This window comes from Streptomyces sp. NPDC001093 (assembly GCF_040298985.1).
Lineage (GTDB): Bacteria > Actinomycetota > Actinomycetes > Streptomycetales > Streptomycetaceae > Streptomyces.
In genome coordinates this window covers 1-20,218 of the sequence record NZ_JBEPBF010000131.1, presented here as the reverse complement: position 1 = coordinate 20,218, position 20,218 = coordinate 1, and the positions used below count along the sequence as shown (strand labels likewise).

The 20,218-nt window shown below is 67.8% G+C and carries 25 protein-coding genes; 13 read left to right on the top strand and 12 right to left on the bottom strand.

Going from position 1 to position 20,218, the window contains the following annotated elements:
* Positions 1-295 precede the first annotated feature (295 nt).
* Positions 296-448, top strand: coding sequence for a DUF3761 domain-containing protein (locus tag ABT288_RS50385; protein WP_502972955.1), 153 nt, complete (start codon positions 296-298; stop codon positions 446-448).
* Between the two features lie 39 nt (positions 449-487).
* On the opposite strand, the gene ABT288_RS40590 is transcribed toward ABT288_RS50385, so the two are convergent.
* The 5 genes from ABT288_RS40590 to ABT288_RS40565 all read right to left on the bottom strand — a co-directional run bounded on the left by ABT288_RS40590 (position 488) and on the right by ABT288_RS40565 (position 3,986).
* Complete coding sequence (locus tag ABT288_RS40590) at positions 488-967, bottom strand: ASCH domain-containing protein (RefSeq protein WP_351619212.1); 480 nt, start codon at positions 965-967, stop codon at positions 488-490.
* Positions 964-1,140, bottom strand: coding sequence for a hypothetical protein (locus ABT288_RS40585; protein ID WP_225627208.1), 177 nt, complete (start codon positions 1,138-1,140; stop codon positions 964-966). Before ABT288_RS40585 ends, ABT288_RS40590 begins: the two co-directional genes overlap by 4 nt.
* Positions 1,141-1,502: 362 nt before the next feature.
* Entirely contained in the window at positions 1,503-2,315 is an 813-nt protein-coding gene (locus tag ABT288_RS40575) for a WbqC family protein (RefSeq protein WP_451337258.1), read from the bottom strand.
* Positions 2,257-2,946 (bottom strand): YdcF family protein, encoded by a 690-nt coding sequence (locus tag ABT288_RS40570; protein WP_351619209.1) that lies wholly within the window; start codon positions 2,944-2,946, stop codon positions 2,257-2,259. The genes ABT288_RS40575 and ABT288_RS40570 overlap by 59 nt, the downstream gene beginning before the upstream one ends.
* Complete coding sequence (locus tag ABT288_RS40565; RefSeq protein WP_351619206.1) at positions 2,943-3,986, bottom strand: helix-turn-helix domain-containing protein; 1,044 nt, start codon at positions 3,984-3,986, stop codon at positions 2,943-2,945. Before ABT288_RS40565 ends, ABT288_RS40570 begins: the two co-directional genes overlap by 4 nt.
* A 118-nt stretch (positions 3,987-4,104) precedes the next feature.
* On the opposite strand from ABT288_RS40565, the gene ABT288_RS40560 reads away from it, so the two are divergent.
* From ABT288_RS40560 to rodA, 5 genes are all read left to right on the top strand, one after another.
* Positions 4,105-4,533, top strand: a complete 429-nt coding sequence (locus ABT288_RS40560; protein WP_351619203.1) for a hypothetical protein — start codon at positions 4,105-4,107, stop codon at positions 4,531-4,533.
* Positions 4,520-4,936: a hypothetical protein gene (locus ABT288_RS40555; RefSeq protein ID WP_351619200.1), complete on the top strand. Its 417-nt coding sequence runs from the start codon at positions 4,520-4,522 to the stop codon at positions 4,934-4,936. Before ABT288_RS40560 ends, ABT288_RS40555 begins: the two co-directional genes overlap by 14 nt.
* Entirely contained in the window at positions 4,933-5,169 is a 237-nt protein-coding gene (locus ABT288_RS40550; RefSeq protein ID WP_351619197.1) for a DUF7848 domain-containing protein, read from the top strand. The genes ABT288_RS40555 and ABT288_RS40550 overlap by 4 nt, the downstream gene beginning before the upstream one ends.
* Positions 5,145-5,288 carry a hypothetical protein gene (locus tag ABT288_RS40545; RefSeq protein ID WP_351619195.1) on the top strand — a complete coding sequence of 48 codons (144 nt, stop codon included), beginning with the start codon at positions 5,145-5,147 and terminating at the stop codon, positions 5,286-5,288. Before ABT288_RS40550 ends, ABT288_RS40545 begins: the two co-directional genes overlap by 25 nt.
* A 287-nt stretch (positions 5,289-5,575) precedes the next feature.
* Positions 5,576-6,775, top strand: a complete 1,200-nt coding sequence (rodA, locus tag ABT288_RS40540; protein ID WP_351619192.1) for a rod shape-determining protein RodA — start codon at positions 5,576-5,578, stop codon at positions 6,773-6,775.
* Between the two features lie 72 nt (positions 6,776-6,847).
* Here the strand turns inward: rodA and ABT288_RS40535 are convergent, their stop codons facing one another.
* A complete protein-coding gene (locus tag ABT288_RS40535; RefSeq protein ID WP_351619237.1) occupies positions 6,848-7,213 on the bottom strand; it encodes a hypothetical protein in 366 nt (121 codons plus the stop codon).
* A gap of 324 nt (positions 7,214-7,537) precedes the next feature.
* On the opposite strand from ABT288_RS40535, the gene ABT288_RS40530 reads away from it, so the two are divergent.
* Positions 7,538-8,089 (top strand): hypothetical protein, encoded by a 552-nt coding sequence (locus tag ABT288_RS40530; RefSeq protein WP_351619189.1) that lies wholly within the window; start codon positions 7,538-7,540, stop codon positions 8,087-8,089.
* 65 nt (positions 8,090-8,154) lie between these two features.
* Here ABT288_RS40530 and ABT288_RS40525 read toward each other — a convergent pair whose 3' ends face one another.
* Positions 8,155-8,730 (bottom strand): TerD family protein, encoded by a 576-nt coding sequence (locus ABT288_RS40525; RefSeq protein ID WP_351619187.1) that lies wholly within the window; start codon positions 8,728-8,730, stop codon positions 8,155-8,157.
* Between the two features lie 146 nt (positions 8,731-8,876).
* Here ABT288_RS40525 and ABT288_RS40520 point away from each other — a divergent pair, with 146 nt between their 5' ends.
* Positions 8,877-9,311, top strand: coding sequence for a sec-independent translocase (locus ABT288_RS40520; protein ID WP_351619185.1), 435 nt, complete (start codon positions 8,877-8,879; stop codon positions 9,309-9,311).
* Between the two features lie 132 nt (positions 9,312-9,443).
* Here ABT288_RS40520 and ABT288_RS40515 read toward each other — a convergent pair whose 3' ends face one another.
* Positions 9,444-9,734, bottom strand: coding sequence for a Sec-independent protein translocase subunit TatA (locus tag ABT288_RS40515; protein WP_351619182.1), 291 nt, complete (start codon positions 9,732-9,734; stop codon positions 9,444-9,446).
* 135 nt (positions 9,735-9,869) lie between these two features.
* Between ABT288_RS40515 and ABT288_RS40510 the strand changes: the two genes are divergently transcribed.
* Positions 9,870-11,387, top strand: a complete 1,518-nt coding sequence (locus tag ABT288_RS40510; protein WP_451337257.1) for an LCP family protein — start codon at positions 9,870-9,872, stop codon at positions 11,385-11,387.
* A 16-nt stretch (positions 11,388-11,403) separates the two neighbouring features.
* Here the strand turns inward: ABT288_RS40510 and ABT288_RS40505 are convergent, their stop codons facing one another.
* Positions 11,404-12,324, bottom strand: a complete 921-nt coding sequence (locus ABT288_RS40505) for an undecaprenyl-diphosphate phosphatase (protein WP_351619177.1) — start codon at positions 12,322-12,324, stop codon at positions 11,404-11,406.
* Positions 12,325-12,939: 615 nt separating this feature from the next.
* On the opposite strand from ABT288_RS40505, the gene ABT288_RS40500 reads away from it, so the two are divergent.
* The 3 genes from ABT288_RS40500 to ABT288_RS40490 all read left to right on the top strand — a co-directional run bounded on the left by ABT288_RS40500 (position 12,940) and on the right by ABT288_RS40490 (position 16,756).
* The gene (locus ABT288_RS40500) at positions 12,940-14,346 is read left to right on the top strand and encodes an LCP family protein (protein WP_351619175.1); all 1,407 of its coding nucleotides are present in this window, start codon (positions 12,940-12,942) and stop codon (positions 14,344-14,346) included.
* Between the two features lie 322 nt (positions 14,347-14,668).
* Complete coding sequence (locus ABT288_RS40495) at positions 14,669-16,384, top strand: LCP family protein (protein WP_351619172.1); 1,716 nt, start codon at positions 14,669-14,671, stop codon at positions 16,382-16,384.
* A gap of 105 nt (positions 16,385-16,489) precedes the next feature.
* On the top strand, positions 16,490-16,756 hold the full coding sequence (locus ABT288_RS40490) for a hypothetical protein (RefSeq protein ID WP_351619170.1): 267 nt from the start codon (positions 16,490-16,492) through the stop codon (positions 16,754-16,756).
* A gap of 19 nt (positions 16,757-16,775) precedes the next feature.
* Here the strand turns inward: ABT288_RS40490 and ABT288_RS40485 are convergent, their stop codons facing one another.
* Complete coding sequence (locus tag ABT288_RS40485; protein WP_351619169.1) at positions 16,776-17,465, bottom strand: hypothetical protein; 690 nt, start codon at positions 17,463-17,465, stop codon at positions 16,776-16,778.
* A gap of 135 nt (positions 17,466-17,600) precedes the next feature.
* Between ABT288_RS40485 and ABT288_RS40480 the strand changes: the two genes are divergently transcribed.
* The gene (locus tag ABT288_RS40480; RefSeq protein WP_351619167.1) at positions 17,601-18,020 is read left to right on the top strand and encodes an STAS domain-containing protein; all 420 of its coding nucleotides are present in this window, start codon (positions 17,601-17,603) and stop codon (positions 18,018-18,020) included.
* A gap of 48 nt (positions 18,021-18,068) precedes the next feature.
* Here the strand turns inward: ABT288_RS40480 and ABT288_RS40475 are convergent, their stop codons facing one another.
* Both ABT288_RS40475 and ABT288_RS40470 read right to left on the bottom strand, forming a co-directional pair.
* Positions 18,069-18,845, bottom strand: coding sequence for a hypothetical protein (locus ABT288_RS40475; protein WP_351619165.1), 777 nt, complete (start codon positions 18,843-18,845; stop codon positions 18,069-18,071).
* Between the two features lie 543 nt (positions 18,846-19,388).
* Positions 19,389-20,066, bottom strand: a complete 678-nt coding sequence (locus ABT288_RS40470) for a lytic transglycosylase domain-containing protein (protein ID WP_351619163.1) — start codon at positions 20,064-20,066, stop codon at positions 19,389-19,391.
* Positions 20,067-20,218 lie beyond the last annotated feature (152 nt).

Genomic DNA, 20,218 nt, shown 5'->3' with positions numbered 1-20,218 from the left:
CACTTCGGTCGTTCCGCAGCGGCAGCATGAGCGGGTGGTTCACAATGCGCGCCATGCCCACGAGGTACGACCGTTCTCGAAGACGCCGAACGTCATCGCGTTGTGGGCGTCCCACGAAGAAAGGGACGCCTTGCAAGCTCCCCCAGGAGATCGCCCGAGGCTGTCGACACCACGCCACCCGAGCTGAGCGTGAAGCTGCCGCCGAGGAGGCAAAAGCTCGGACCGAGACGGCGAGGCAGCAGGCAGAACGAGAACAACGGACGATCAGAGTCGTGCTCTCGCTCTCACCCTGGCCGTGTTTGTTGGCCTTGGCGTCGGTGTCTGGGAGCCCTCACCCGCTCACTGCAGCGACGGGTGGCCGTCCAGCTCCATCGGCCGACGAGGTGCATGTTCACACCACGGCGGCGTTGTCGCTGGGCTCCCATGGGCCACGTTGTTCTTCGACTGATCACGCAGGACGCGGCAACCCAGAGCTTCGACCCTTGCCTTAGGCAGGCACCAGGTCTCCCAACGCTTCACGAAGGGCGGTGCCTACGACAGGTCCTGCCACGGCCACCTGCCGAAGCTCTTCGCCCTTCATGTAGCGGTAGCTCTGTGGAGGGTGGAAAGCTCCCGCGGAGCGCAGCGCGCTGAGCGTCACCGGCTCGTCGAAGGAGACGGGATCCTCCAGCGTGAGGCCGCTCGCCTGAGTCGCGCCACTCATGTAGGCGTCGTACTCACGCCGAGTGATTCCCGTCTGGGCGCTGTGGGCGGACCACACCTCCTTTGGGGAGGCGACATGGACTGAAGCGATGCGCGCCATGCCCACCACAGCCATGGTGGGCGCGGTCGCGTACAGCAGAACCGGGGTTCCGGGTGGCGCAGCGACGCGTTGGCGGCGGACCTCCACCGTCTTGCTGCCGGCCAAAATCGCGGTGGCGAAGCGCGGGTGGACGGACAGCAGCATCGCGCGTTCCGGATCGTTCACGTCGTTCGGTGCCCCTCTTGGTAGATCGCCTGGAACAGCTCCTCGCTGATCTTGGACAGCGAGATCAGCGAACTCGGCGACCACGGTAGTCCCCGCTCCCTGGCCAGCGAGGTCAATCGCCGCAGCGTCACCGGCTTCGGGAAGATCTCGGTGTCCGAGAACCTCAGTGCCATGGCGTGCCCGGAGGTGTCAGCAGCTGCTCTCCAGACCGCCGAGTCGATCAGCGACGTACTGGTGTGGCGACTACGCCGCACGGCTGGCCTGCCCGCCGACGCACTCACGGCGCCGGCCCCTCAGCCATCCCACCGCAACGCCGTGGTGTTTGCGGACGCCGCCCAACGCCTTGGATCCCCGGATGCCGCTCCGGGACGCCGACGGTAACCCCACCGCGTGGAGGCGCCCTTGGCTCAACGTTCGACCTGGGCGCCCCCGTGCGCGGCTTATGCGGTCTGCGGGCCGTGATGAGCTTGCCGACGCCGCTCACGCAGACGACGAAGTGCAGGGTGCGGCCTCCTGCCCGGAGCGGTCGGCTCGGTCACACGGGGACTCCAAGGCGGTGAGCTTCCCGTTGTGCAGCCAGTTGGTTCGCCAGTTCCCCGGCGCCCACCTTGCTCAGGGCCCAGAGGCTGGTGGATCGCCGGGCGGACTGCCAGAGCGGGTTATCCGTGTCCACAGGGGTGTGGAAAGGCACAACGGGGATGCCGTGGGCATCGAAGGGGGCGGAGTCGAGGTAACGCATACCACCTGTGCCGCAGAGATAGTGGGTGCTGCCAGTGGCCACCGCGAGGTCGGCGAGGCGCTCGGATCGGCCTTGACGGGTCGGGATCCCACTGCTGGACAGCACCTGCCCCGTCCAGCCGAGCGCACTGAGCAGGGCGAGCGTCGATGCTCTGGCGATGGAAACCACGTGGTCGGTGGTGTCCAGCCTGTCCAGCACCGAGTCGAGGACATCACGTACGGCATCCCAGTGGTGGCTGCGGCCGTAGTACTGGCGCACGAGCAGCTGGACCGTCCGGCGCGAGCGGCAGGGGTCGACGAGCCGTGCCTGGCTGATCAACGTCGGGCGCCCGCGGGGAAGGCGCGTGGGGAGTGTGAGCCACTGCTGCCGGGTCGGATCGTCCAGGGCGACGAGGCGGGCACGGTGTTGGTAGTCGCGCCGGGCGAACTGCACGTCGTCCAAGACGATCCACCGGTCGGCGACGAACAGCTTCGCCAACGTGGACAGTCGTGGGAACAGGTTCGGTTGATGAACCGCACAGATCCCACTCGGCGGGCCGCCGCGTGGTGGCTCAGGTGCTGATGAGGCGGCTGTCGAAACCTGCGCCCAGGAGGCGCTCGTACGCGTCATACACGTCCCCCGGTACGTCCTGCTCGACGGCGAAGCCGAGCTTCGGGTACTCGATCACCCGTTGCAGGTCGCCCACGAGCATGTCGACGACGAGCTTCTCGTCGCCGATGGACTTGATGTAGTCGTCCAGCTCCAGCGGCTCGGAGGCGCACACGACGTCCGCCTCAGGCCACAGCTTGCGGCAGGTCGCGTACGAACGCCGCTCCATGTACGGCTTGGAGATCAGCAGCAGCGACTCGACCTCCACACCCGCCTCGTCCAGCAGCTCGCGGGAAAAGGTGATGTTCTGGCCCGTGTTGGCCGCCTTCGGCTCGACCAGGATCGCCTCGTCCGGCACGCCCAAACTCAGCGCGTGCTCGCGGTAGTGGACGGCCTCCCCTCGCGGGAAGCGGGCGCGGGTGGTGGGGCTGTTGCCGCCGCTGAAGACGAGGACCGGGAAGAGGCCGGCACGGTAGAGGTCGGCGGCTGCGGTGGCCACCCCGAGGTCGTGACTTCCCAGGCCGATCGCTGCCGAGCAGGGCCGCTGCTCGTGGCCCATCTGGTGGTAGTCCCAGATCAGCATCGCATCGTGGAACTGCTCGTTGGTGATCTGGCGCTGCTCGTGCTCCGGCACTGGCACTCCCTGGCTCATCCCTGCTGGCCCTTTCGGATGCCCTCGATGCTGCGCAGCTGGTGACTCAGCCCGTACTGCCGGGCCATCTGCGCCGCCTGATCGAGGACGGACAGCCCATCATTCCGGGTCGCCGTATCCGACAGAAGGATGTGCCCGTAGGCGGTGTCCAGCCGGACCCGCTGCATCGGGGAGTCGACCGTACCGGTGGTGCGCGCGATGCCGATGTAGTGCAGGGCCTGCTTCAAGTCGCCGGCACCGCGGTGGGCGAGGGCCAGCTTCTGGTGGGCGACCGACCAGTCCTCCGGCTCGCCCAGGTCCTCGAAGGCGCGGGTGGCGGCCGTCATGACCTGGGTGGCGTACTCGTTGTTGCCCTCCTTGCTCAACGCGGTACCCACCCACAGCCGCGCTCTGGCTCGGTCGCGCGGGCTCAGGCGCTCGTCCGCGGCAAGGAGTTCGTATTGGCGAGCGGAGACGCCGAGCTCTCCCGACATCTCGCGGACGACGGCGAGGGAAAGATCGATCTGGGCCACTCGGCGCGGGATGTCGAGCTCGGTGAACATGCCGCGGGCCAAGGTGTAGGAGTGCCGGGCGGAGAGCGGGCCGAGGATTGCTCCCTGGTCCCGCTGGAGGTCACCGAGAAGCACCAGGGACCGGCCGTACAAGTACAAGCCCTTTGCATCCAGTTGGCGGGGGTCGAGACGTCCCAGCCAGCGGTTCAACAGGTCAGTGGCGAACGGGAAGTTCTGGCGGCTGATGCAGACGACAGCGCGCTCGATGTCCTCGGTCCAGGTCTCGTGGTCCGCCGGCCGGGCGCTCTTCCGCTGAGGGAACAGCAGCGTCTCGAACCGGGCCTGGGTGGCGGAGTCTGCGCGGGCGAGCGCGGTGTCCAGGATGGCCTGCGTGTCAGGCCGAGGCTGGGTCTCCGCGCCCAGGCTCTCCCACTTCGCGACCGTGCGTAGGGCGACACCGAGATGTTCGGCGAAGGCGCGCGTGCTCATGCGCAGCGCGGCCCGCAGGGCGCTTGCTTCCCGGCCGGTCCATTGCTGCACGCTGACCACGGATGACCTCCCTCCTCACGCATCGAAGCACTCTCTGTGACGGCGTGGGGCGGAAAGTGCAACGGAAGCGCAACAGCAGGTCATTTCAAGGCCGTTCGCGTCGGCCGACGCTGAGGGCATGGACGACGAACTCATCACGGAACGCCGCTCCGTCGCCTTCCCCCAGGTCTTCGGTTACCTGCGCCATGCCACCGGCGGCCTCGCCCGCCACGCGGCGCTGATCGGCTGCCTCACTGAGTACTGTCGGCAGCATGAGCTGGCGCTGTGCGGCGTGTTCACGGACCGGGAGTCGACGGTGGTCGTCCGTTCGCCCGCCTTCGTCGGACTCCTGGACGCGCTGGAGCTGCCAGACATTTATGGCGCCGTTGTGCCTGCCTTCAGCCACCTCGGCCCAAAGCGCATGGCCGCCGATCGGGAGCGGCAGATAGCGGCCACAGGCACCCGTCTGATCGTGGTCCGCTCCACCAGGCCGTTGTCTGCCCCCGCGTCATCACGGGGAGCGGGCACCAGCCGCCTGTGCCAAGGGGTACGTGATGTCCGTTCGTGATGCCCTGCGAAATGCGCCCATGGTCGCCGACGTGCCTGGGCTGCGCCTGCTCCGAGTCGGTGAGGGCTGGGACCTCGTACGAACCCCTGCGGACATCGGCTTCCTGGCCCTGGCCCACCTGCGGGCCACCGGTGCGGCGGTCGGTCCGGTGCTTTACGACGGCCCCAACGAACGCGTCTACTACGCCGTGGGAACTGGCACTGCCGAAACCTGGGCCAACCTACCGGTACGGCATCTCTCCACTAACGCATGGCTCGTCGCACCCGGCCTGGAGCAGATCGACGATTGGTTCGGCGGCTGGTGCGAGCTGCCCGACGACGACACCCTCACCGACGCAGAAGTCCTCCGCTCCGCGCTCCAGCACCCGTACGTCACTGCCACCCTGCAGGAGGTGTGTCGGTGAGCATCCGAGCGATCACGTGCCACAAGGATTGGACCCTCCAGCCCGACCAGGAGCCCGACGCCGAACCCACCACCTATGAGAGGCAGTGCGCGGTCTGCGGCGAGAGCTCGCCGAGCAGTGTCGACTTCGCCGAACCGCAGAGCTGGGTCTTCACGCACGGGGGCCGCAACCCCTCGCACCACACCTACCGGGAGATCATCACTCGGCCGTGGCGGGCCTGGTGGAAGCCGTGATGGGCCGCGCGGCGAGCTGGTTCGCACGCTACACGGGCCCCCTGCTGATCACGCTGATCTCCGCCTCGTGCGGCTTCGTGATCGGTGTCGCCGTATCCATCGCCAAGGTAAGCCCCTGAGTCTCCGTCCCTGCCGGGCGCAGCCGATCGAGACGTTCCCCCCTCCGAGAAGCCCCGGCAGGGACGGGCGGGACTGATCAAGGCACGCTGCCGGATCCAGCCCGCCCGCGTGCGCGGCGTCATCCCGTCCGATGGCGGCAATAAGTTGCTGCTTTGCGCAATCGTGCAGCTACTATCTCGGCAGCCACACTTCTCATCTTCGACGGGATGGACGGACGCATCGGGCTGCTGATGGTCCGTGCGCGATATCTGCGGGCGCACTGCCCGGTTGGCCGGAGGATGCCGACATGACCAGCGTGAAGAGCTTCTCCGTCTCAGGCTACGGCCCCGAGCGTCCCAGGTGGATCCGGCTCTTCGCCCGCGACTCACTGGTCCGCCGGCTGGACTGGCCGATACTGCTGGCCGCCCTTGCTCTCTCACTCATCGGCTCGCTGCTGGTCTACTCGGCGACCCGCAACCGCACCGCGATCAACCAGGGCGACCCGCACTTCTTCCTCGTCCGGCACCTGATGAACCTCGGCATCGGGTTCGTCCTGATGATCGGCGCGATCTGGCTGGGTCACCGCGCCCTGCGCAATGCGGTGCCGATGCTCTACGGCCTCTCCGTCTTCGGGGTGCTGCTGGTACTCACGCCGCTCGGTGCCACGATCAACGGCAACCGCAACTGGATCGTGCTGGGGGGCGGCTTCTCCCTCCAGCCGTCCGAGTTCGTGAAGGTCACGATCATCCTGAGCATGGCGATGCTGCTCGCGGCCCAGGTCGACGCGGGTGACAAGAAGTATCCCGACAGCCGTGCCGTGATCCAGGCCCTGGGCCTGGCCGCCGTGCCGATCATGGTCGTTCTGATGATGCCCGACCTCGGTTCGACGATGGTCATGACGGTCACGATCCTGGGCGTGCTCCTCGCCTCGGGTGCCTCCAACCGCTGGATCTTCGGCCTGCTCACCGTCGGCATCCTCGGTTCCATCGCCGTGTGGCAGCTGCACATCCTGGACCAGTACCAGATCAACCGCTTCGCGGCCTTCGCCGACCCCAACCTGGACCCCTCCGGAGTCGGCTACAACACCAACCAGGCTCGCATCGCCATCGGCTCGGGTGGCCTGACGGGTGAGGGATTGTTCCACGGCGCGCAGACCACCGGGCAGTTCGTTCCGGAACAGCAGACGGACTTCGTGTTCACGGTCGCCGGCGAGGAGCTGGGCTTCGTGGGCGCCGGTTTCATCATTTTTCTGATCGGCGTCGTCCTGTGGCGTGCCTGCCGTATCGCCCGTGAGACGACCGAGCTGTACAGCACGATAGTCGCCGCGGGCATCGTCGCCTGGTTCTCCTTCCAGTCCTTCGAAAACATCGGCATGTCGCTCGGCATCATGCCGGTGGCGGGCATTCCGCTGCCGTTCGTCTCCTACGGCGGTTCGTCGATGTTCTCGGTGTGGGTGGCCGTCGGACTACTGCAGTCGATCAAGGTCCAGCGGCCCATGCAGGCGTAGCAGGGAGTTCCGCCAAAGCCCACGTCCGCGAACTCGGCCTCGAGCGTCCGGAACGCCTCCGCGTACCCAGGCTCAGGCCCGATCCGTCAGCTCCTCCGCATACACCTGCGACAACGGCTGCGGGCCGACGTACTGCTGGCAGTTGCACTGCCCGGCCTCGTAGCGCAACGGCTTCTTGTTCTCGTCCCAGGCCGTGGGGATCTCCACGCGTTCGTGGCACCGGCCCTGTTTGTCGTGCTTGGCCAGGTGGTGTGTACACCCACACACGGGTTCCGGCGTCCGGTGGGCCGCTTCGAGTGCGAGACGCTCCTGCTTCGCGACTTCCATCAGTTCCAGCTTCCGCTCATGCCGGTTCTTCAACGCGGTACGAACGGTGTCGGCGGCCCACCCGAAGCCACCCGTCCCGAAGACGATCAGCACCCACCAGTACGAGCCCATCATCACCCTTCCCCCTGTACGGCCGTTCACGGTCAGGCCGCCTGCGCCGTCGGTGGTGGTCATGTGTCCACCGGAGCGCCTTGATCAGGATAGGCGTCACGAGGGCCGACCGCTTGGCGGCGCCGACTCGTTGAAGGAGATGAGCCGACCGCATTGTCTCCGGCACTGTCGTCGACAGGGAGGGAGCCCTCCCCGCGCTAGCGAAAGGGTCCGAGACACGTCGGAGCCACCGAGCGACCTCCGGAGCCTCGTACTGCCGCGGGAGGTATGGGTGCGCTCCCGCTTGAGTGGTGCGCCGACCATAAGAATCGGGGGGAGCCTTCGATGGATCGGGCCGGCCTTGCCTTCCTGACCGTGTTCGGCCTGGCGTGGTGGCTTGCGGGCGCGAGTGCCCCGGGCGGGTCGCTGCTGCCGGTGGCGGCTCTGGCGTGTGGTGCCGTCGCGGCGGGTGTCTGGCGCACGGGACGTGGCCTGCGTCGCCCGGGTGGTGGTCCGCTTCCCGACGAGGTGCGCCGCCGCTTCGCCGGGATCAATGTGTTGCAGTGGACAGTCATCAGTGTGGTGACTGCCATCGCTGTGATGAGCGGCGTTCCCAGGCTCATCCCGGGCCTGATCGCCCTCGTCGTCGGCCTGCACTTCCTGCCGCTTGCCGTGCTCTTCCGACAGCCGCGGTTTCACCTGACCGGTGCTTTGATGGTCGCTGTCGGGGTGGCAGGCTGCGCCGTCGATCTCGCCGCGAGATCGGCCGCCGCCGCCCGAACGATCGTTGGTATCGGTGCGGCTGTCGTCCTGTGGGGAACCGCGTGCCTGGACCGCCACAGGACGAGCGGGCCGGCGGACCGACCGGAGTCGCAGCGATCGGCCGCAGCGTCGTGAGGGGTTTGCCCGAAGGTGGCCACCAGGGCCGCGCTGGGCAGCGCATCCCTGGCGATTCCCTCTTCTCAGACGTTGACCCCGAAGTCGGCCGCGATCCCGCGCAGGCCCGAGGCGTAGCCCTGGCCGACCGCCCGGAACTTCCATTCCCCGCCGTACCGGTACAGCTCGCCGAAGACCATCGCGGTTTCGGTGGAGGCGTCCTCGGACAGGTCGTAGCGGGCGATCTCCTGGCCGCCCGCCTGGTTGACCACCCTGATGTAGGCGTTGCCCACCTGGCCGAAGCTCTGCCCGCGTGTGTCCGCCTCGTGGATGGAGACCGGGAAGACGATCCTGTCCACGTCGGCGGGTACGGCGGCGAGGTTGACCTTGATCACCTCGTCGTCGCCCTCGCCCTCACCGGTGAGGTTGTCGCCAGTGTGTTCGACCGAGCCGTCGGGGCTGCGGAGGTTGTTGTAGAAGATGAAGTGCTGGTCGGTGGCCACCTTGCCGGACGCGTTCAGCAGCAGCGCGGAGGCGTCCAGGTCGTAGTCCGCGCCCGTGGTGGTACGGACGTCCCACCCCAGACCGATCTCCACCGCGGTGAGGCCCGGCGCTTCCTTGCTCAGCGACACGTTGCCGCCCTTGGCCAGGGAAATACCCACGACTCGTCCCCTCAGTTCTGGGCTGCCCTTACGGTCACCAGATGCAACGAAGGGTGCCCTGCCATAGTTCCTATGGTTGCGCAACACCTAAAGTATTTCCGGCGTGGGTGCCGCATGGGGCGGGCCGGGCGAGGCGAGGGCATCGGATGTTCCCCAACATCAGCGCCTTGGATCTCCTGACGCTGGGGATCCTGGTGGTACTGCTCTTCGGCCCGGACAAGCTGCCGGAGATCATCCAGAACGTGGTCGGGTTCGTGCGTAAGGTGCGGGAGTTCTCCGAGAGCGCCAAGCAGGAGGTCCGCTCTGAACTTGGTCCGCAGTTCAAGGACTTCGAGTTCGAGGATCTGCATCCCAAGACGTTCATCCGCAAGCATGTTCTCGATGGCGAGGGCCTCGGGATGGACGAGATCCGTGGCGCGCTGGACCCGAGGGCGGAGCTGTCGGAAGTCGCCGACGCGGTGCGCGGTGCGGCGAGGGCCGAAGAGAACGCGGCGCCGACGACCGGGGGTCGGACGCCCTTGTCGAAGGAGGCAGCGGCCGGACCGGACACGTGCACGGCGTTCGATCCTGACGCCACCTGAGCGGCGACTGCGAAGCAGCCGTTCCGTCCAGCAGCCCGTATGGGCCGCGTGGCGCGGCTTCTGGGTGCTGAGCGAGCCGCTGTGGGTGACGTCCTCGTGCGATCAGCACCTGACGAGCCGACGACGAGGGGCTCAGCGCGCTCTGCGCCTGTCGGTGGCCGGACGCGCTGCGCTTGTGTCGTTGGGAACAGCCCTCAGGACGCGGTCGACGGGCTTGGTCGAGGGCGGCGTCGTATCCTCGATTGAAGCGCTGGTGGACCGCGTGGCGCCCTCGCCCTCCGGGGTCTTGGCCTCGGGCTTGAGGATGCGCATCGACCTGCCCAGCCCTCGGTTCGTGTCGGGCAGCTTCTTGGAACCGAACACCAGGATGATGACGATGGCCACGATCAGCAGCTGCCAGGGTTCCAGCCCGTTACCAAGCATCCGACCCCCATCTCTTCGCCGAACAGCTCCTTCTCCGGGCGGCGGCGCAGACCGGGCAGCGCAGCATACCCTCTGTCATAATTGCCACGTTGCGCAACTGTACAACCATTGGGTAGAGCCAGTCGTCCTCTTTGTATGAAGCGGACGGATGGGGGCGCCCGGATGACCACGACCAGGGATGGCAGGACAGCGCGGGGCCGCAAGCGCGGCCCGTGGCGAATAATGCTGCTCATCGCGCTGGTCGTCGTGGTGATCGGCGCGGTGGGCCTGGGCTGGATCTACCTGAAGCTGAACAGCAGCATCCACACCTTCGACGCGGGCGGCTTGTCCAGGCACCGCCCCGCGGCCGGCCCGTCCAGGAGCGAGAACGTACTGGTCATCGGAACAGATGCGCGCAACGACGGCAACAGCTCACTCGGCGGCGGCGATACGAACGATATCGGCCGTTCCGATACCGCGATCCTGCTGCACATCTACGCCGACCACCGGCACGCCCTCGCCGTCTCCATCCCGCGCGACACCCTGGTGACCATCCCGCCGTGCAGACTGCCGGACGGCTCCTGGACGAAGACGCAGACCGACGCCATGTTCAACTCGGCGTTCTCCGTCGGGCAGACGGACAAGGGCGATCCGGCCTGCACCCAGAACACCGTCGAACAGCTCACCGGCCTGCGTGTCGACCACACCGTGGTCGTGGACTTCAAGGGCTTCGCCGCACTGACCAGCGCGGTCGGCGGGGTGCAGGTCTGCCTGCCGCAGGACGTCTACGAGAAGGACCTCGACCCCAACCGCGCCACGCGGGGCAGCCTGCTGTTCAAGAAGGGCGAGCAGACGGTCTCCGGACAGCAGGCCCTGGACTACGTCCGCATACGGCACGGTCTCGGTGACGGCTCCGACATAGGGCGGATCAAACGGCAGCAAGCCTTCCTCTCCAGCCTCGTCAAGAAGGTCAAGAGCGACGGGATCACCCCCACCAACCTGCTGCCGCTGGCCGACGCCGCCACGAAGTCACTCACGGTCGACCCCGGACTGGGCACGGCGAACAAACTGCTCTCCTTCGCCATGTCGCTGAAGGACATCGACCTGCACAACACGAAGTTCGTCACCCTCCCCTGGCGGTACGCCGGCGAACGTGTCGCCGTCGTCGAGCCGGATGCCTCCGATCTGTGGGCGGCACTCAAGGCGGACCGCACCATCGACGGCAAGGACGCCGACGGAAGGAAGCAGGCCCAGGACCACGCATCCGCATCGCCCAGCGCCACCGGGAACGTGTCGGGCACTGGTATCAGCGTCGCCGTCTACAACGGCACCACCATCGACAGCCTCACGTCCAAGGCCGTCTCGTCACTCACGGAGCACGGTTTCACTATCACCGGCACCGCGACGTCGGGCAGCCAGGACGACTCCACCACCGTCATCGAGTACGGCGCCTACCTGAAGTCACAAGCCGAGTCGGTGGCCCGGCTCTTTCCCGGCGCCCGGCTCGATTTCATCGGCGGATCGAGCATCAACGTGGTCCTGGGCAGCTCTTACGCCGCAGCGGGTTCTTCCGCCCCGACGACCCCGACCGCCGTGCCCAGCTCGGTGACGGCTGACGCCCGCTCGGCGGACGACGACCTGTGCTCCAACCTGTCGTACGGTTCGGGTGGTTGACGAGGCGGTTACGCGGTTACGCGAGCGTGAAGTAGGCGAGGCTGCCGAGTCCGGCCACGGAGCAGTAGATGGCGAACGGGATGAGGGTGCGGTTCTCGAAGTAGCGGACGAGGAAGCGCGTGGCGAGGTAAGCCGCCACGAACGCGGCCACGCTTCCCGCCAGCAGCGGACCGCGCAGGCCGTCGCCCTGCGAACCGAGCAGCGGCGGCAGCTTCAGCAGCGCGGCTCCGCCGATCACCGGCGTGGCGAGCAGGAACGCGAAGCGCGCGGAGTCCTCGTGGCCCAGGCCCTTGAAGATGCCCGCGCTGATGGTCGAGCCCGAGCGGCTGATGCCGGGGAAGAGGGCGAGGATCTGGGCGGCGCCGATCGTCACGGCCTGGCGGATGGTCATCCGGGTGATCCGCAGATCCGACTGCTCCTCCTCCGACAGATGCTCCTCGCCTGGGGCGACTGCGGCCCCGGCCCGCCTGCGGCCGGTCCCACCGCGCCGCAGCTGCTCTGTGACAAAGAGGACGATGCCGTTGAGCGCCAGGAAGATCGCCGTCGGGACGGGCTTGCCGAGCGTCGTACGGAACACCTTGTCGAGCGCGACACCGGCGACCGCGACCGGGACACACGCGGTGACGATCAGCCAGGCGAGCCGCTGGTCAACAGTCTCGATCCGGCGCTGCGTGATGGACGTCGCGAGGCCCCGGATGACGCGGACCCAGTCGCGCCAGAAGTAGACGACCAGCGCGAGCGCCGTGGCCAGATGGAGACCGACAAGCTCATTGAGGTAGAGGGACCCGTCGGCGGAGACGTCCAGATCGTGCTTCCAGTGCCCGCCCAGGAGAGCTGGTATCAGGATGCTGTGCCCCAGGCTGGAGACGGGGAACAGCTCGGTGACGCCTTGCAGCAGGCCGACGCCCACGGCTTCGGGATAGGTCAGAACGGACATTGACTGGCCTTTGACTCGACATGCACGCGAGGCCGGAGCCGCAGGCACCGGTCACAGCGACTCTGGCAGGCAGAAGCTACTACACGCGGGCAAAATGCAGGCCACATCGGGAATCGGCGTCTCACCGCCTTCTTCCAGGCTGGGATGGTCCGACGAGCTGGCCGGACATCAGCTGGATGACGAGGGCGACGGCGGGGGTCATCGATGTGGTAGATCTGCCGCCGGCCCTCCCGGCGGCAGCGGACGAGACCCGCGTGCCCACTCAGTGCGGGCGCCATCGGACACCCGGACCGAACGCGACCGCACGCCGGAAGGCGCGGTGAGCCGGCGGAATTCGCCGTGCTCTAGATATGCACGGAGCCGAAGCGCCCCACCGCCCCTATTGGTTGCTATATTGCGCAAATGTGGAACTTCGGGGCGATATGAGCCATACCTTCCGCACATGGCTTACCAAGAACCCGGCGCAGGAGGGGCCCGCGCATGCCCATCAGCCACCAGGCACCGGCGCGGCGGCAGCACGGCCACCGCGTAACCGCGCCTCCTCCGACCCACCGCAGGCGCTCACGGACTCCCGTACGCAAGCGCAGGCGTGACAGCCCGCTGCGGAGGCTGGCCATGAGCGGCCTCTCTCTGCTGATCCTGGTCACTGCGGGGCTCGGCTGGATCCATGTGACCCTGAACGGGAGCATCAAGACCTTCGACAGTGACGGCCTCTCCAGCAACCGTCCCAGAGCGACGGGCAGAGGGGAGAACGTCCTCGTCATCGGCTCCGACGGACGCGTCAACGGCAACAACGCGCTGGGCGGCGGGAGCAAGCACGACGTCGGCCGCTCCGACACTGCGCTCCTCCTGCACATCTATGCCGACCACCGGCACGCCCTCGCCGTGTCGATCCCCCGTGATGCGCTGGTCACGATCCCGCCCTGCCAACTCCCGGACGGATCCTGGACGCAGGCACGGGCCAACGCCATGTTCAACGCGGCCTATTCCGTCGGCGAGACCGCGAGGGGCAACCCCGCCTGCACCCAGAACACCGTCGAACAGCTCACCGGGTTGCGCGTGGACCACACGATCGTCATCGACTTCAAAGGCTTCGCACAGATGACTGAGGCGGTCGGCGGGGTGCCCGCGTGCGTGCCGCAGGACATCTACCAGAAGGATCTCAGCCCGGGCCGCGCCACCCGCGGCCGGCTTCTCCTCCACAAGGGCGAGCAGACACTGTCCGGGAAACAAGCCCTGGACTACGTGCGGATGCGGCACGGCATCGGGGACGGATCCGACATCGGGCGCATCAAGCGGCAGCAGGCGTTCGTGGCCGGCCTGATCAAGAAGGTGAAGAGCGCCGGGCTCACTCCGGCCAACCTGCTGCCCCTGGCGGAAGCCGCCACCAAGTCGCTGACCGTCGACTCCGGTCTGGGAACGGCGGACAAGCTGATCTCTTTCGTCATGTCGCTGAGGGACATCGACCTGCACAACACCAAGTTCGTCACCGTCCCGTGGCGCTACGACCGCGCCCGCGTCGCCCTTGTCCATCCGGACGCCGACAAGTTGTGGGCGGCACTGCAGGCCGACCGCCCCATTGATGACAGGAACACCGGCATGGCCGGGCCCGAAAGCCGGGCAACCAGCCACCCGCCGAGCGCTGAGCCGGTGGTCTCGGGAAACGGGATCACCGTGGTGGTCTACAACGCCACCCACACCAGCGGACTCGCCTCCACCGCGGCGCGCACACTGACCCGCCATGGCTTCGCCGTTGCCGGCACCGGCAACACCACCCGCCGGGGCCAGACCGTCACGCTCATCCAGTACGCCCCGCCCCTCAGGACCCAGGCAAAGCAAGTCGCTCGGCTCTTTCCCGGCGCCCAACTGCAAGCTCTCACCGGAGGAGGCATCACCGTGATCCTGGGGCAGACCTACGCCGCCTCCGCCAGCCCGGCCTCACCCCCGCACACGCCGGTGACCTCGAACACCCGCTCCGCGGACGACTCCCCCTGCTCCGACCTCTCGTACGGAACCCAGTGACGACCAGCTTGCCGAGGCGAATCTCACCCGCAGGGCATGAGTGAGGCGGAACCTTCGACGCCACGTATCACGTTGTCCCCAGAGGCCGAACCCGGAAGGGTGCCGAGCCTGGCGTTGCGACACGCGACGTGACCACGCGGGCACACAACGGATCCGGCACCTGTGAGCCGAGACCGGCCAGGTGAGGAGCGGCACGGATGTTTGCTAGATTGCGCAACCACGCAATCGAGGTGCAACCCCACTTCATCCGACGGGCCGGCCGCAGAACACTGGCCGCACCCCGCGAGGGTCTGCTGGGCCCGACCGTTCCTGGGAGTGTGACATGAGTGACCTGCGGGACGGCTCCACCGGCCGCGCCACACGCCACCGCACCGCCCAGGTGCCCCGCCAGCGCACCGACAAGCCCGCAGACGGGCGCCCGCCCGGCGGCCGGGCGGCGGCACGGGCCGCGTCCCGGTCCTCCGGCCGTGGAAACTCACGCCGCCGCGTCCGGCCGACGCGCCGGGGCAGGCGGGTCCTGCGGATCGCCGGGACATGCCTGGCCGTCCTGGTCCTGGTGACGGCCGGCGCCGGCTGGTGGTTCTACGAGCACCTGAACGGCAACATCAACAGCATCGCGCTCGACGGCAAGGGCGGCAGCGAAAAGGCGGACGCCTTCGGCCGCACGCCGATCAACATCCTGGTGATGGGATCGGACGGCCGCACCAGCGCCGCCGACTGCGCGCTCGGCGGCGGCTGCTCCAAGACCGGCGTGCAGACCGGCAACGGCAACGCCGACGTGGAGATGGTCGTCCACATAGCCGCCGACCGCTCCAACGCCACCGTGATGAGCATCCCTCGCGACACCATGACCAACGTGCCGGCCTGCACCGACCCCACGTCGAAGCAGTCCACGTCCGGCTACTACGGCCAGATCAACAGCGCTCTCTCATACGGCCCGGCCTGCCAGGTGGCCACCATCCACCAGCTCACCGGCATCCCCATCGACCACTTCGTCAAGCTCGACTTCTCCGGCGTAGTCAGCATGTCCGACGCGGTCGGCGGCGTCGACGTGTGCGTCAGCGACAACGTCTACGACACCTACTCGCACCTGAAACTGTCCAAGGGCGACCATACCCTCAAGGGCGTCGCGGCCCTGGAGTTCGTCCGCTCCCGGCACGGCTTCGGCGACGGCAGCGACCTCGGCCGTACCGTCTCCCAGCACCTGTTCCTCGGCGCGATGATCCGCAAGTTCAAGAGTGCCGGCACCCTCACCGACCCCACGAAGGTCTACGACCTCGCCGATGCCGCGACCAAGGCCCTCACCGTCGATGACGGCCTGGGCAGCGTCAGCAAGCTGGTGGGGCTGGCCTCCGACTTGGACAAGGTTCCCTCCAAGCGGATCACGTTCGCCACCATGCAGACCGCCCCCGATCCGAACAACAAGGACCGGGTCGTCCCGGGTGCGGGAGCGAAGTCGCTGTTCGCGAGCATCGCCAACGACCAGTCGTTGACGACCGGTTCGGGCAAGAAGTCCGCAGCGGCCTCCCCCACCGCCCAGGCCGTCGACCCCTCCCAGATCGCCGTGACCATCGAGAACGGCACCACCGTCGGCGGCCGTGCCTCCGAGCTGGCCGGCGCCCTGACGGACAAGGGCTTCAGCCAGGACACCACCACGGCCAACGCCCCTGCCACCGCGGCCACCACCACCCTCACCTACGGCACCGGGCAGAAGCCGGAAGCCCAGGCGGTGGCCAGTGCCCTGGGCCTGCCCTCCTCGCACCTCAAGCAGGGCAGCGGCAGCGGCTTGTCGCTGGTCATCGGCAGCGACTGGCCGAGTGGCACCAGCTACCCCAGCAACAGCGGCAGTGCAGGCACTTCCTCCCCCGCCCCCGCCGACACCCACGCCGCGGTCTCCAACGCCCACGCCCAGACAGCCGACCAGTCCAAGAGCTGCGCCCAGGTCAGTCCCTACAGGACCGTCTCCCTCAACGGCGTCAGCATGACCCCCGCCCAGGCATACGCCGCTGCCCGCAGCCAGCCCGACTCCGACGCCTGAAACCACTCATCGCCACAAGTGTTCATCTCGCCACTCTTAGCGAACACATCATCGCTTGCGCAATGATGGAACCGTCTATTGAGGCGATGGGGGAGGACCGGGGCCGTGCGGGAGACGACTACCGCGGAAGGCGTGCTCGAGGAACTGGCGCGAGGATGTCCCCTGCCGCCGCATGACGAGGCGCGGGGCGCGTATCAGCCGGTCGAGGTGTACGACGAGGCCGGGTGGCCGTGGCCGGGATCCGTCACCGGATGGTGGACGAGCCCCGAAGGCGTCACCGCCTGCCGACTGCGGCTGTCAGGCGTGGCGACTCCGCGATGGGTCCTGTACGACACGGACCGGATCATCCTGCGGGTTCAGAGCGGCACGTAGACCACTGTCAGTCGGTCTGTCAGAGATGGCGGCTCGGATCAGCGACCTGGCGACTTCCCCGTTCCGCGCCGCCTGCTTCCTCCAGGCGCCCCAGCAGGAACGGCACGACACCACGCTCAAGCAGAGCCAGTTCCCACTCTTTCCGCGCCCTTGTCAGCTCCGGCGCTGTACCGTCCAGCGCACCCCTCTGACCGTCCGATCGATTGCGTGCCGCCGCCACGAGCACGTAGATGAAGTCCCCGATCAGCCCGCCTGCGGTCACAGCGGCGGCGATCAGCCCGGCAGTGATCAGTCCGCCGCTGATGTAGGGGCGCCCTCCGAACACCCGCAGGCCGTACCCGATCACGAGGAAGACAGCCGCCGAAACGGCCGCCAGACTGGGCACGAGCACCGCCAGCACCGGAAGCAGCCCGCCACTGCCTTGGGCCTCGGCCCCCTGGGCACCGCTCGCATCCTGCTGCCCACTCGTCGCGGCCGCCACTGCCCTGGCTTGGAGGAACGTCCGGTACTCGATGGCTGCGGCGCCGGCGATCTCGGCCCGCGCCTGGAGCGCCCGAGTACGCAGCTGCTCACGGTTGAGAACCGCGCCGGAGCGCCCCAGCGCCTCCGTGACCTGCTGCGACTTCAGGGCCTCGTCCAAGACGCGCCCGAACGTCACGTCGATCTCGGCCTCAGAAGATTCAGGTCCCTGCATCTGTCCCCCGCGCATCAGAGCGTCACCGTCCACAACCTCTGCGGATCGACCACATCGACGTACAACCGAAGGATTGAGTTTATTAGTTCCCCGATTGCGCAACTGTTAAAGGACTGGGGGTCCTCCCACTGCCGTTGATCTGGAGTCCCGATGCCGGAATCCCCCACCCCCAAGCCGCACATCCGCGGGCTTCGAGAAGCCGCACGCCACCGTGTGCTGCGCCTGCTGCATCGACGCAAGCGACGCACACACCATGTCGCCCAGGACCCGGCTCACGCCGTCGTCCGACTCTCTGGAGAGATCACATCCAAGAACGCCGGCCGTGTCGCCGACAACCTGCGCAATACCCTCCGCCCGACTCCCCGCACTCTGGAGATCGACCTCCAACGGGTCACCTTCCTTGACAGAGAGGGCGGCAAGGCGTTCCTCCCCGTGCTGCGTGCCGCCCAACAACACGGCACCAAGGTGATCGTCACCCACGCAAGCGCCCAGGCCCGCAACACATTCGAGCGACTGGGTCTGACCCACCTGCTCGACAACCGCGAAGGAACCATGCCGGACGGCGAGTAATGCCAGACGAGCGCCTGATGGCACGTGCCGTGGCTCAATCTGCCGGGGTCACTGCAGGACCCCGACCGCGCGCGCGATGACCAGCGCCAGGGTCAGCAGCGAGATCGTGGACTGGGCGGACATCAGCAGTTTCGCCCAGCGGGACAGCGGCATGGTGTCGGTGGGGCTGAAAGCCGTGGCGTTGGTGAGGGCCACATAGAGGTAGTCCATGTACTGCGGTTCCCAGTCGTCGGGGGCGATGCCCTCTTGCTGCATCTGAGGGAAAAGGAAGTCCGGGTGCTGGTGCGTGCCCAGGGCGCGGGCCACCGGTCCGCCCCGGTCCCACTCCCAGTACCAGAGGCTGAAGGCGATGATGTTGGTCAGCCAGATGCCGCCGCCGGTCGTCAGCAGAGCCGCGGCGTTGGAGCCCTCGGTGCCGTGCAGCAGGTCGCGTACCAGGATGACGGCGGACCAGCCGTTGGCGAGACTGACCGCGGCGGCCAGCAGCAGGCCCAGTGCGCGCAGCAGACGAGAGTGGTACTCGATCCGCCGGTGCGGATGAGCCACCCACAGCGCCGCCATCATGCCCAGTTCAAGGGCGGGCAGCAGCCAGTGTGGGTGGATGCTGAGTCGTTCCGGCAGCATCCACTGCACCCAGACGGCAACCAGCAGCGCGGCCATCACCGCCCAGCGCTGCTCGCCCCGGGTGTGCCGCTGCCATGCGGGACGCTGGGACTCGGGTGTCTGCTCGGCCGGAGCGAGCAGGCCCTCGATCCGTTCCAGGCGGATGTGCAGGAGCTCGGTCCAGTGCTCGGGGCCAGGGTGCGGGTTGTCATGGGTGGTCATGGGCCCATTCTCGACAGACCCTTGCTGCATTACGCAAGCAAGCAACTAGTTCGATCGCCCAGGAGCCGGGCGCACAGCGCCTGTACCAGCTGCCGGGCGCCGGACAAGGCACCGTCCCGAGCCAGGAACCCTGGGACGTTCGACCAGCTGCGTTGAAGGCCGAGTTCAGCGCGGGTTCTGTCCGAACCGCGCTGTGATCCACGCGGCGCCACGCTCGGCCAGTGCCCGTCTGCGTCCCCACCGTGACCGCCGCACACCAACGGACGAGGAGCGGGCGTGCGGTGGCGAAGCCGCCAGATCGGCGAGACGGCCGGCAGCCCGCGCCAGTTCCGTCTGCAGCCTTCGGCGGCGTTCGGAAGAACTCGCCCTCAATAACGCCGAATAGAGTCCCTCGACCTCGGCCACGGCAGCGCCCAGCCGCAGGTTCGCCTCACGCACTCGCCTGTAGTCCCCGCGCGGCATGCACGCCCTTCCTTCCCCCGATACCGGGGGCGGGCCCCCCGCTGAACTTCGATTATTGCGCAACTCCGCAAGCCAGGAGCCTCAGGATGCCTCTACCGCCTTTCCCGCCTCGGCCCAGTTCGCATGCAGCCGGTCCAGGTACGAGCGGGCCTGGCTGTCCGGGGTCGCGCCGCGGGCGAAGGCGAGCATGTTGCCCGCGCCGGTGTTGTACCCGAGGGCCAGCAGGTCGTTCCTCTTGTAGGGGGCGGTCCAGTGGGCCGGCAGCTGGACCGACAGGTCGTGCAGATACCAGGCTTCGGCTTCGACGGCGAGGTCACGGTCGTCCGGCAGTTCCTCCCAGCGGCGGCCTGCGAAGTCCCGGCCCTTCTTGACCTCGTCGAAGGTGGCGCGGTGCATGTTGGCGATGCCGAAGGCCGCATCCGGCTTGTACTTCTGCCAGGCCCGTTCGAACGACGGGTCATGTGGCTTGTACGCCTCGTTGTAGAGGATCGCCATCACCAACTGGGCGCTGACACCGGCCTGTCGGGCCCGGGTACGGACCGAGGCGGCGTAGTCGGCGGGGTCGTACGACGAGGTCGCCGACGACAGGGACGGGGCGGTGGAGCCAGCCGACGGGGTCGATGGGGAGGCGGACGCCTTCCCGTGAGGTGGTGGATCGCCCTGCGGGGTGTGGGCCGCGCGCACGATGACGTACACGACCAGGGCGAAGACCAGCACGAGCAGCCACCGTCGGCGCTTGGGGGCCCCGGACTCTGTCATGGCGCGCCTTCCTCGTACCCCGCCTTCGGTCGACAGCCTTGTACAGCAGGGAGACTAAGACGGTGTCCTATGTGGTGAGGCGGACCAGTCGCTTGTAGCAGCACAGGGCTGCGGCAAGGCCGAGAAAGGCCAGGTAGTTGCGTGGATGGCGT

Coding starts and splice junctions, on each gene's coding strand:
- ABT288_RS40520 (WP_351619185.1), top strand. CDS start 8,877: ATGTTCCCCAACATCAGCGCCTTGGATCTCCTGACGCTGGGGATCCTG.
- ABT288_RS40560 (WP_351619203.1), top strand. CDS start 4,105: ATGGACGACGAACTCATCACGGAACGCCGCTCCGTCGCCTTCCCCCAG.
- ABT288_RS40500 (WP_351619175.1), top strand. CDS start 12,940: ATGAGCGGCCTCTCTCTGCTGATCCTGGTCACTGCGGGGCTCGGCTGG.
- ABT288_RS40570 (WP_351619209.1), bottom strand. CDS start 2,946: ATGAGCCAGGGAGTGCCAGTGCCGGAGCACGAGCAGCGCCAGATCACC.
- ABT288_RS40505 (WP_351619177.1), bottom strand. CDS start 12,324: ATGTCCGTTCTGACCTATCCCGAAGCCGTGGGCGTCGGCCTGCTGCAA.
- ABT288_RS40530 (WP_351619189.1), top strand. CDS start 7,538: ATGGATCGGGCCGGCCTTGCCTTCCTGACCGTGTTCGGCCTGGCGTGG.
- ABT288_RS40555 (WP_351619200.1), top strand. CDS start 4,520: ATGTCCGTTCGTGATGCCCTGCGAAATGCGCCCATGGTCGCCGACGTG.
- ABT288_RS40495 (WP_351619172.1), top strand. CDS start 14,669: ATGAGTGACCTGCGGGACGGCTCCACCGGCCGCGCCACACGCCACCGC.
- ABT288_RS40585 (WP_225627208.1), bottom strand. CDS start 1,140: ATGGCACTGAGGTTCTCGGACACCGAGATCTTCCCGAAGCCGGTGACG.
- ABT288_RS40485 (WP_351619169.1), bottom strand. CDS start 17,465: ATGCGCGGGGGACAGATGCAGGGACCTGAATCTTCTGAGGCCGAGATC.
- ABT288_RS40510 (WP_451337257.1), top strand. CDS start 9,870: ATGAAGCGGACGGATGGGGGCGCCCGGATGACCACGACCAGGGATGGC.
- rodA (WP_351619192.1), top strand. CDS start 5,576: ATGACCAGCGTGAAGAGCTTCTCCGTCTCAGGCTACGGCCCCGAGCGT.
- ABT288_RS40535 (WP_351619237.1), bottom strand. CDS start 7,213: ATGGGCTCGTACTGGTGGGTGCTGATCGTCTTCGGGACGGGTGGCTTC.
- ABT288_RS40515 (WP_351619182.1), bottom strand. CDS start 9,734: ATGCTTGGTAACGGGCTGGAACCCTGGCAGCTGCTGATCGTGGCCATC.
- ABT288_RS40475 (WP_351619165.1), bottom strand. CDS start 18,845: ATGACCACCCATGACAACCCGCACCCTGGCCCCGAGCACTGGACCGAG.
- ABT288_RS40480 (WP_351619167.1), top strand. CDS start 17,601: ATGCCGGAATCCCCCACCCCCAAGCCGCACATCCGCGGGCTTCGAGAA.
- ABT288_RS40575 (WP_451337258.1), bottom strand. CDS start 2,315: ATGACGCGTACGAGCGCCTCCTGGGCGCAGGTTTCGACAGCCGCCTCA.
- ABT288_RS40470 (WP_351619163.1), bottom strand. CDS start 20,066: ATGACAGAGTCCGGGGCCCCCAAGCGCCGACGGTGGCTGCTCGTGCTG.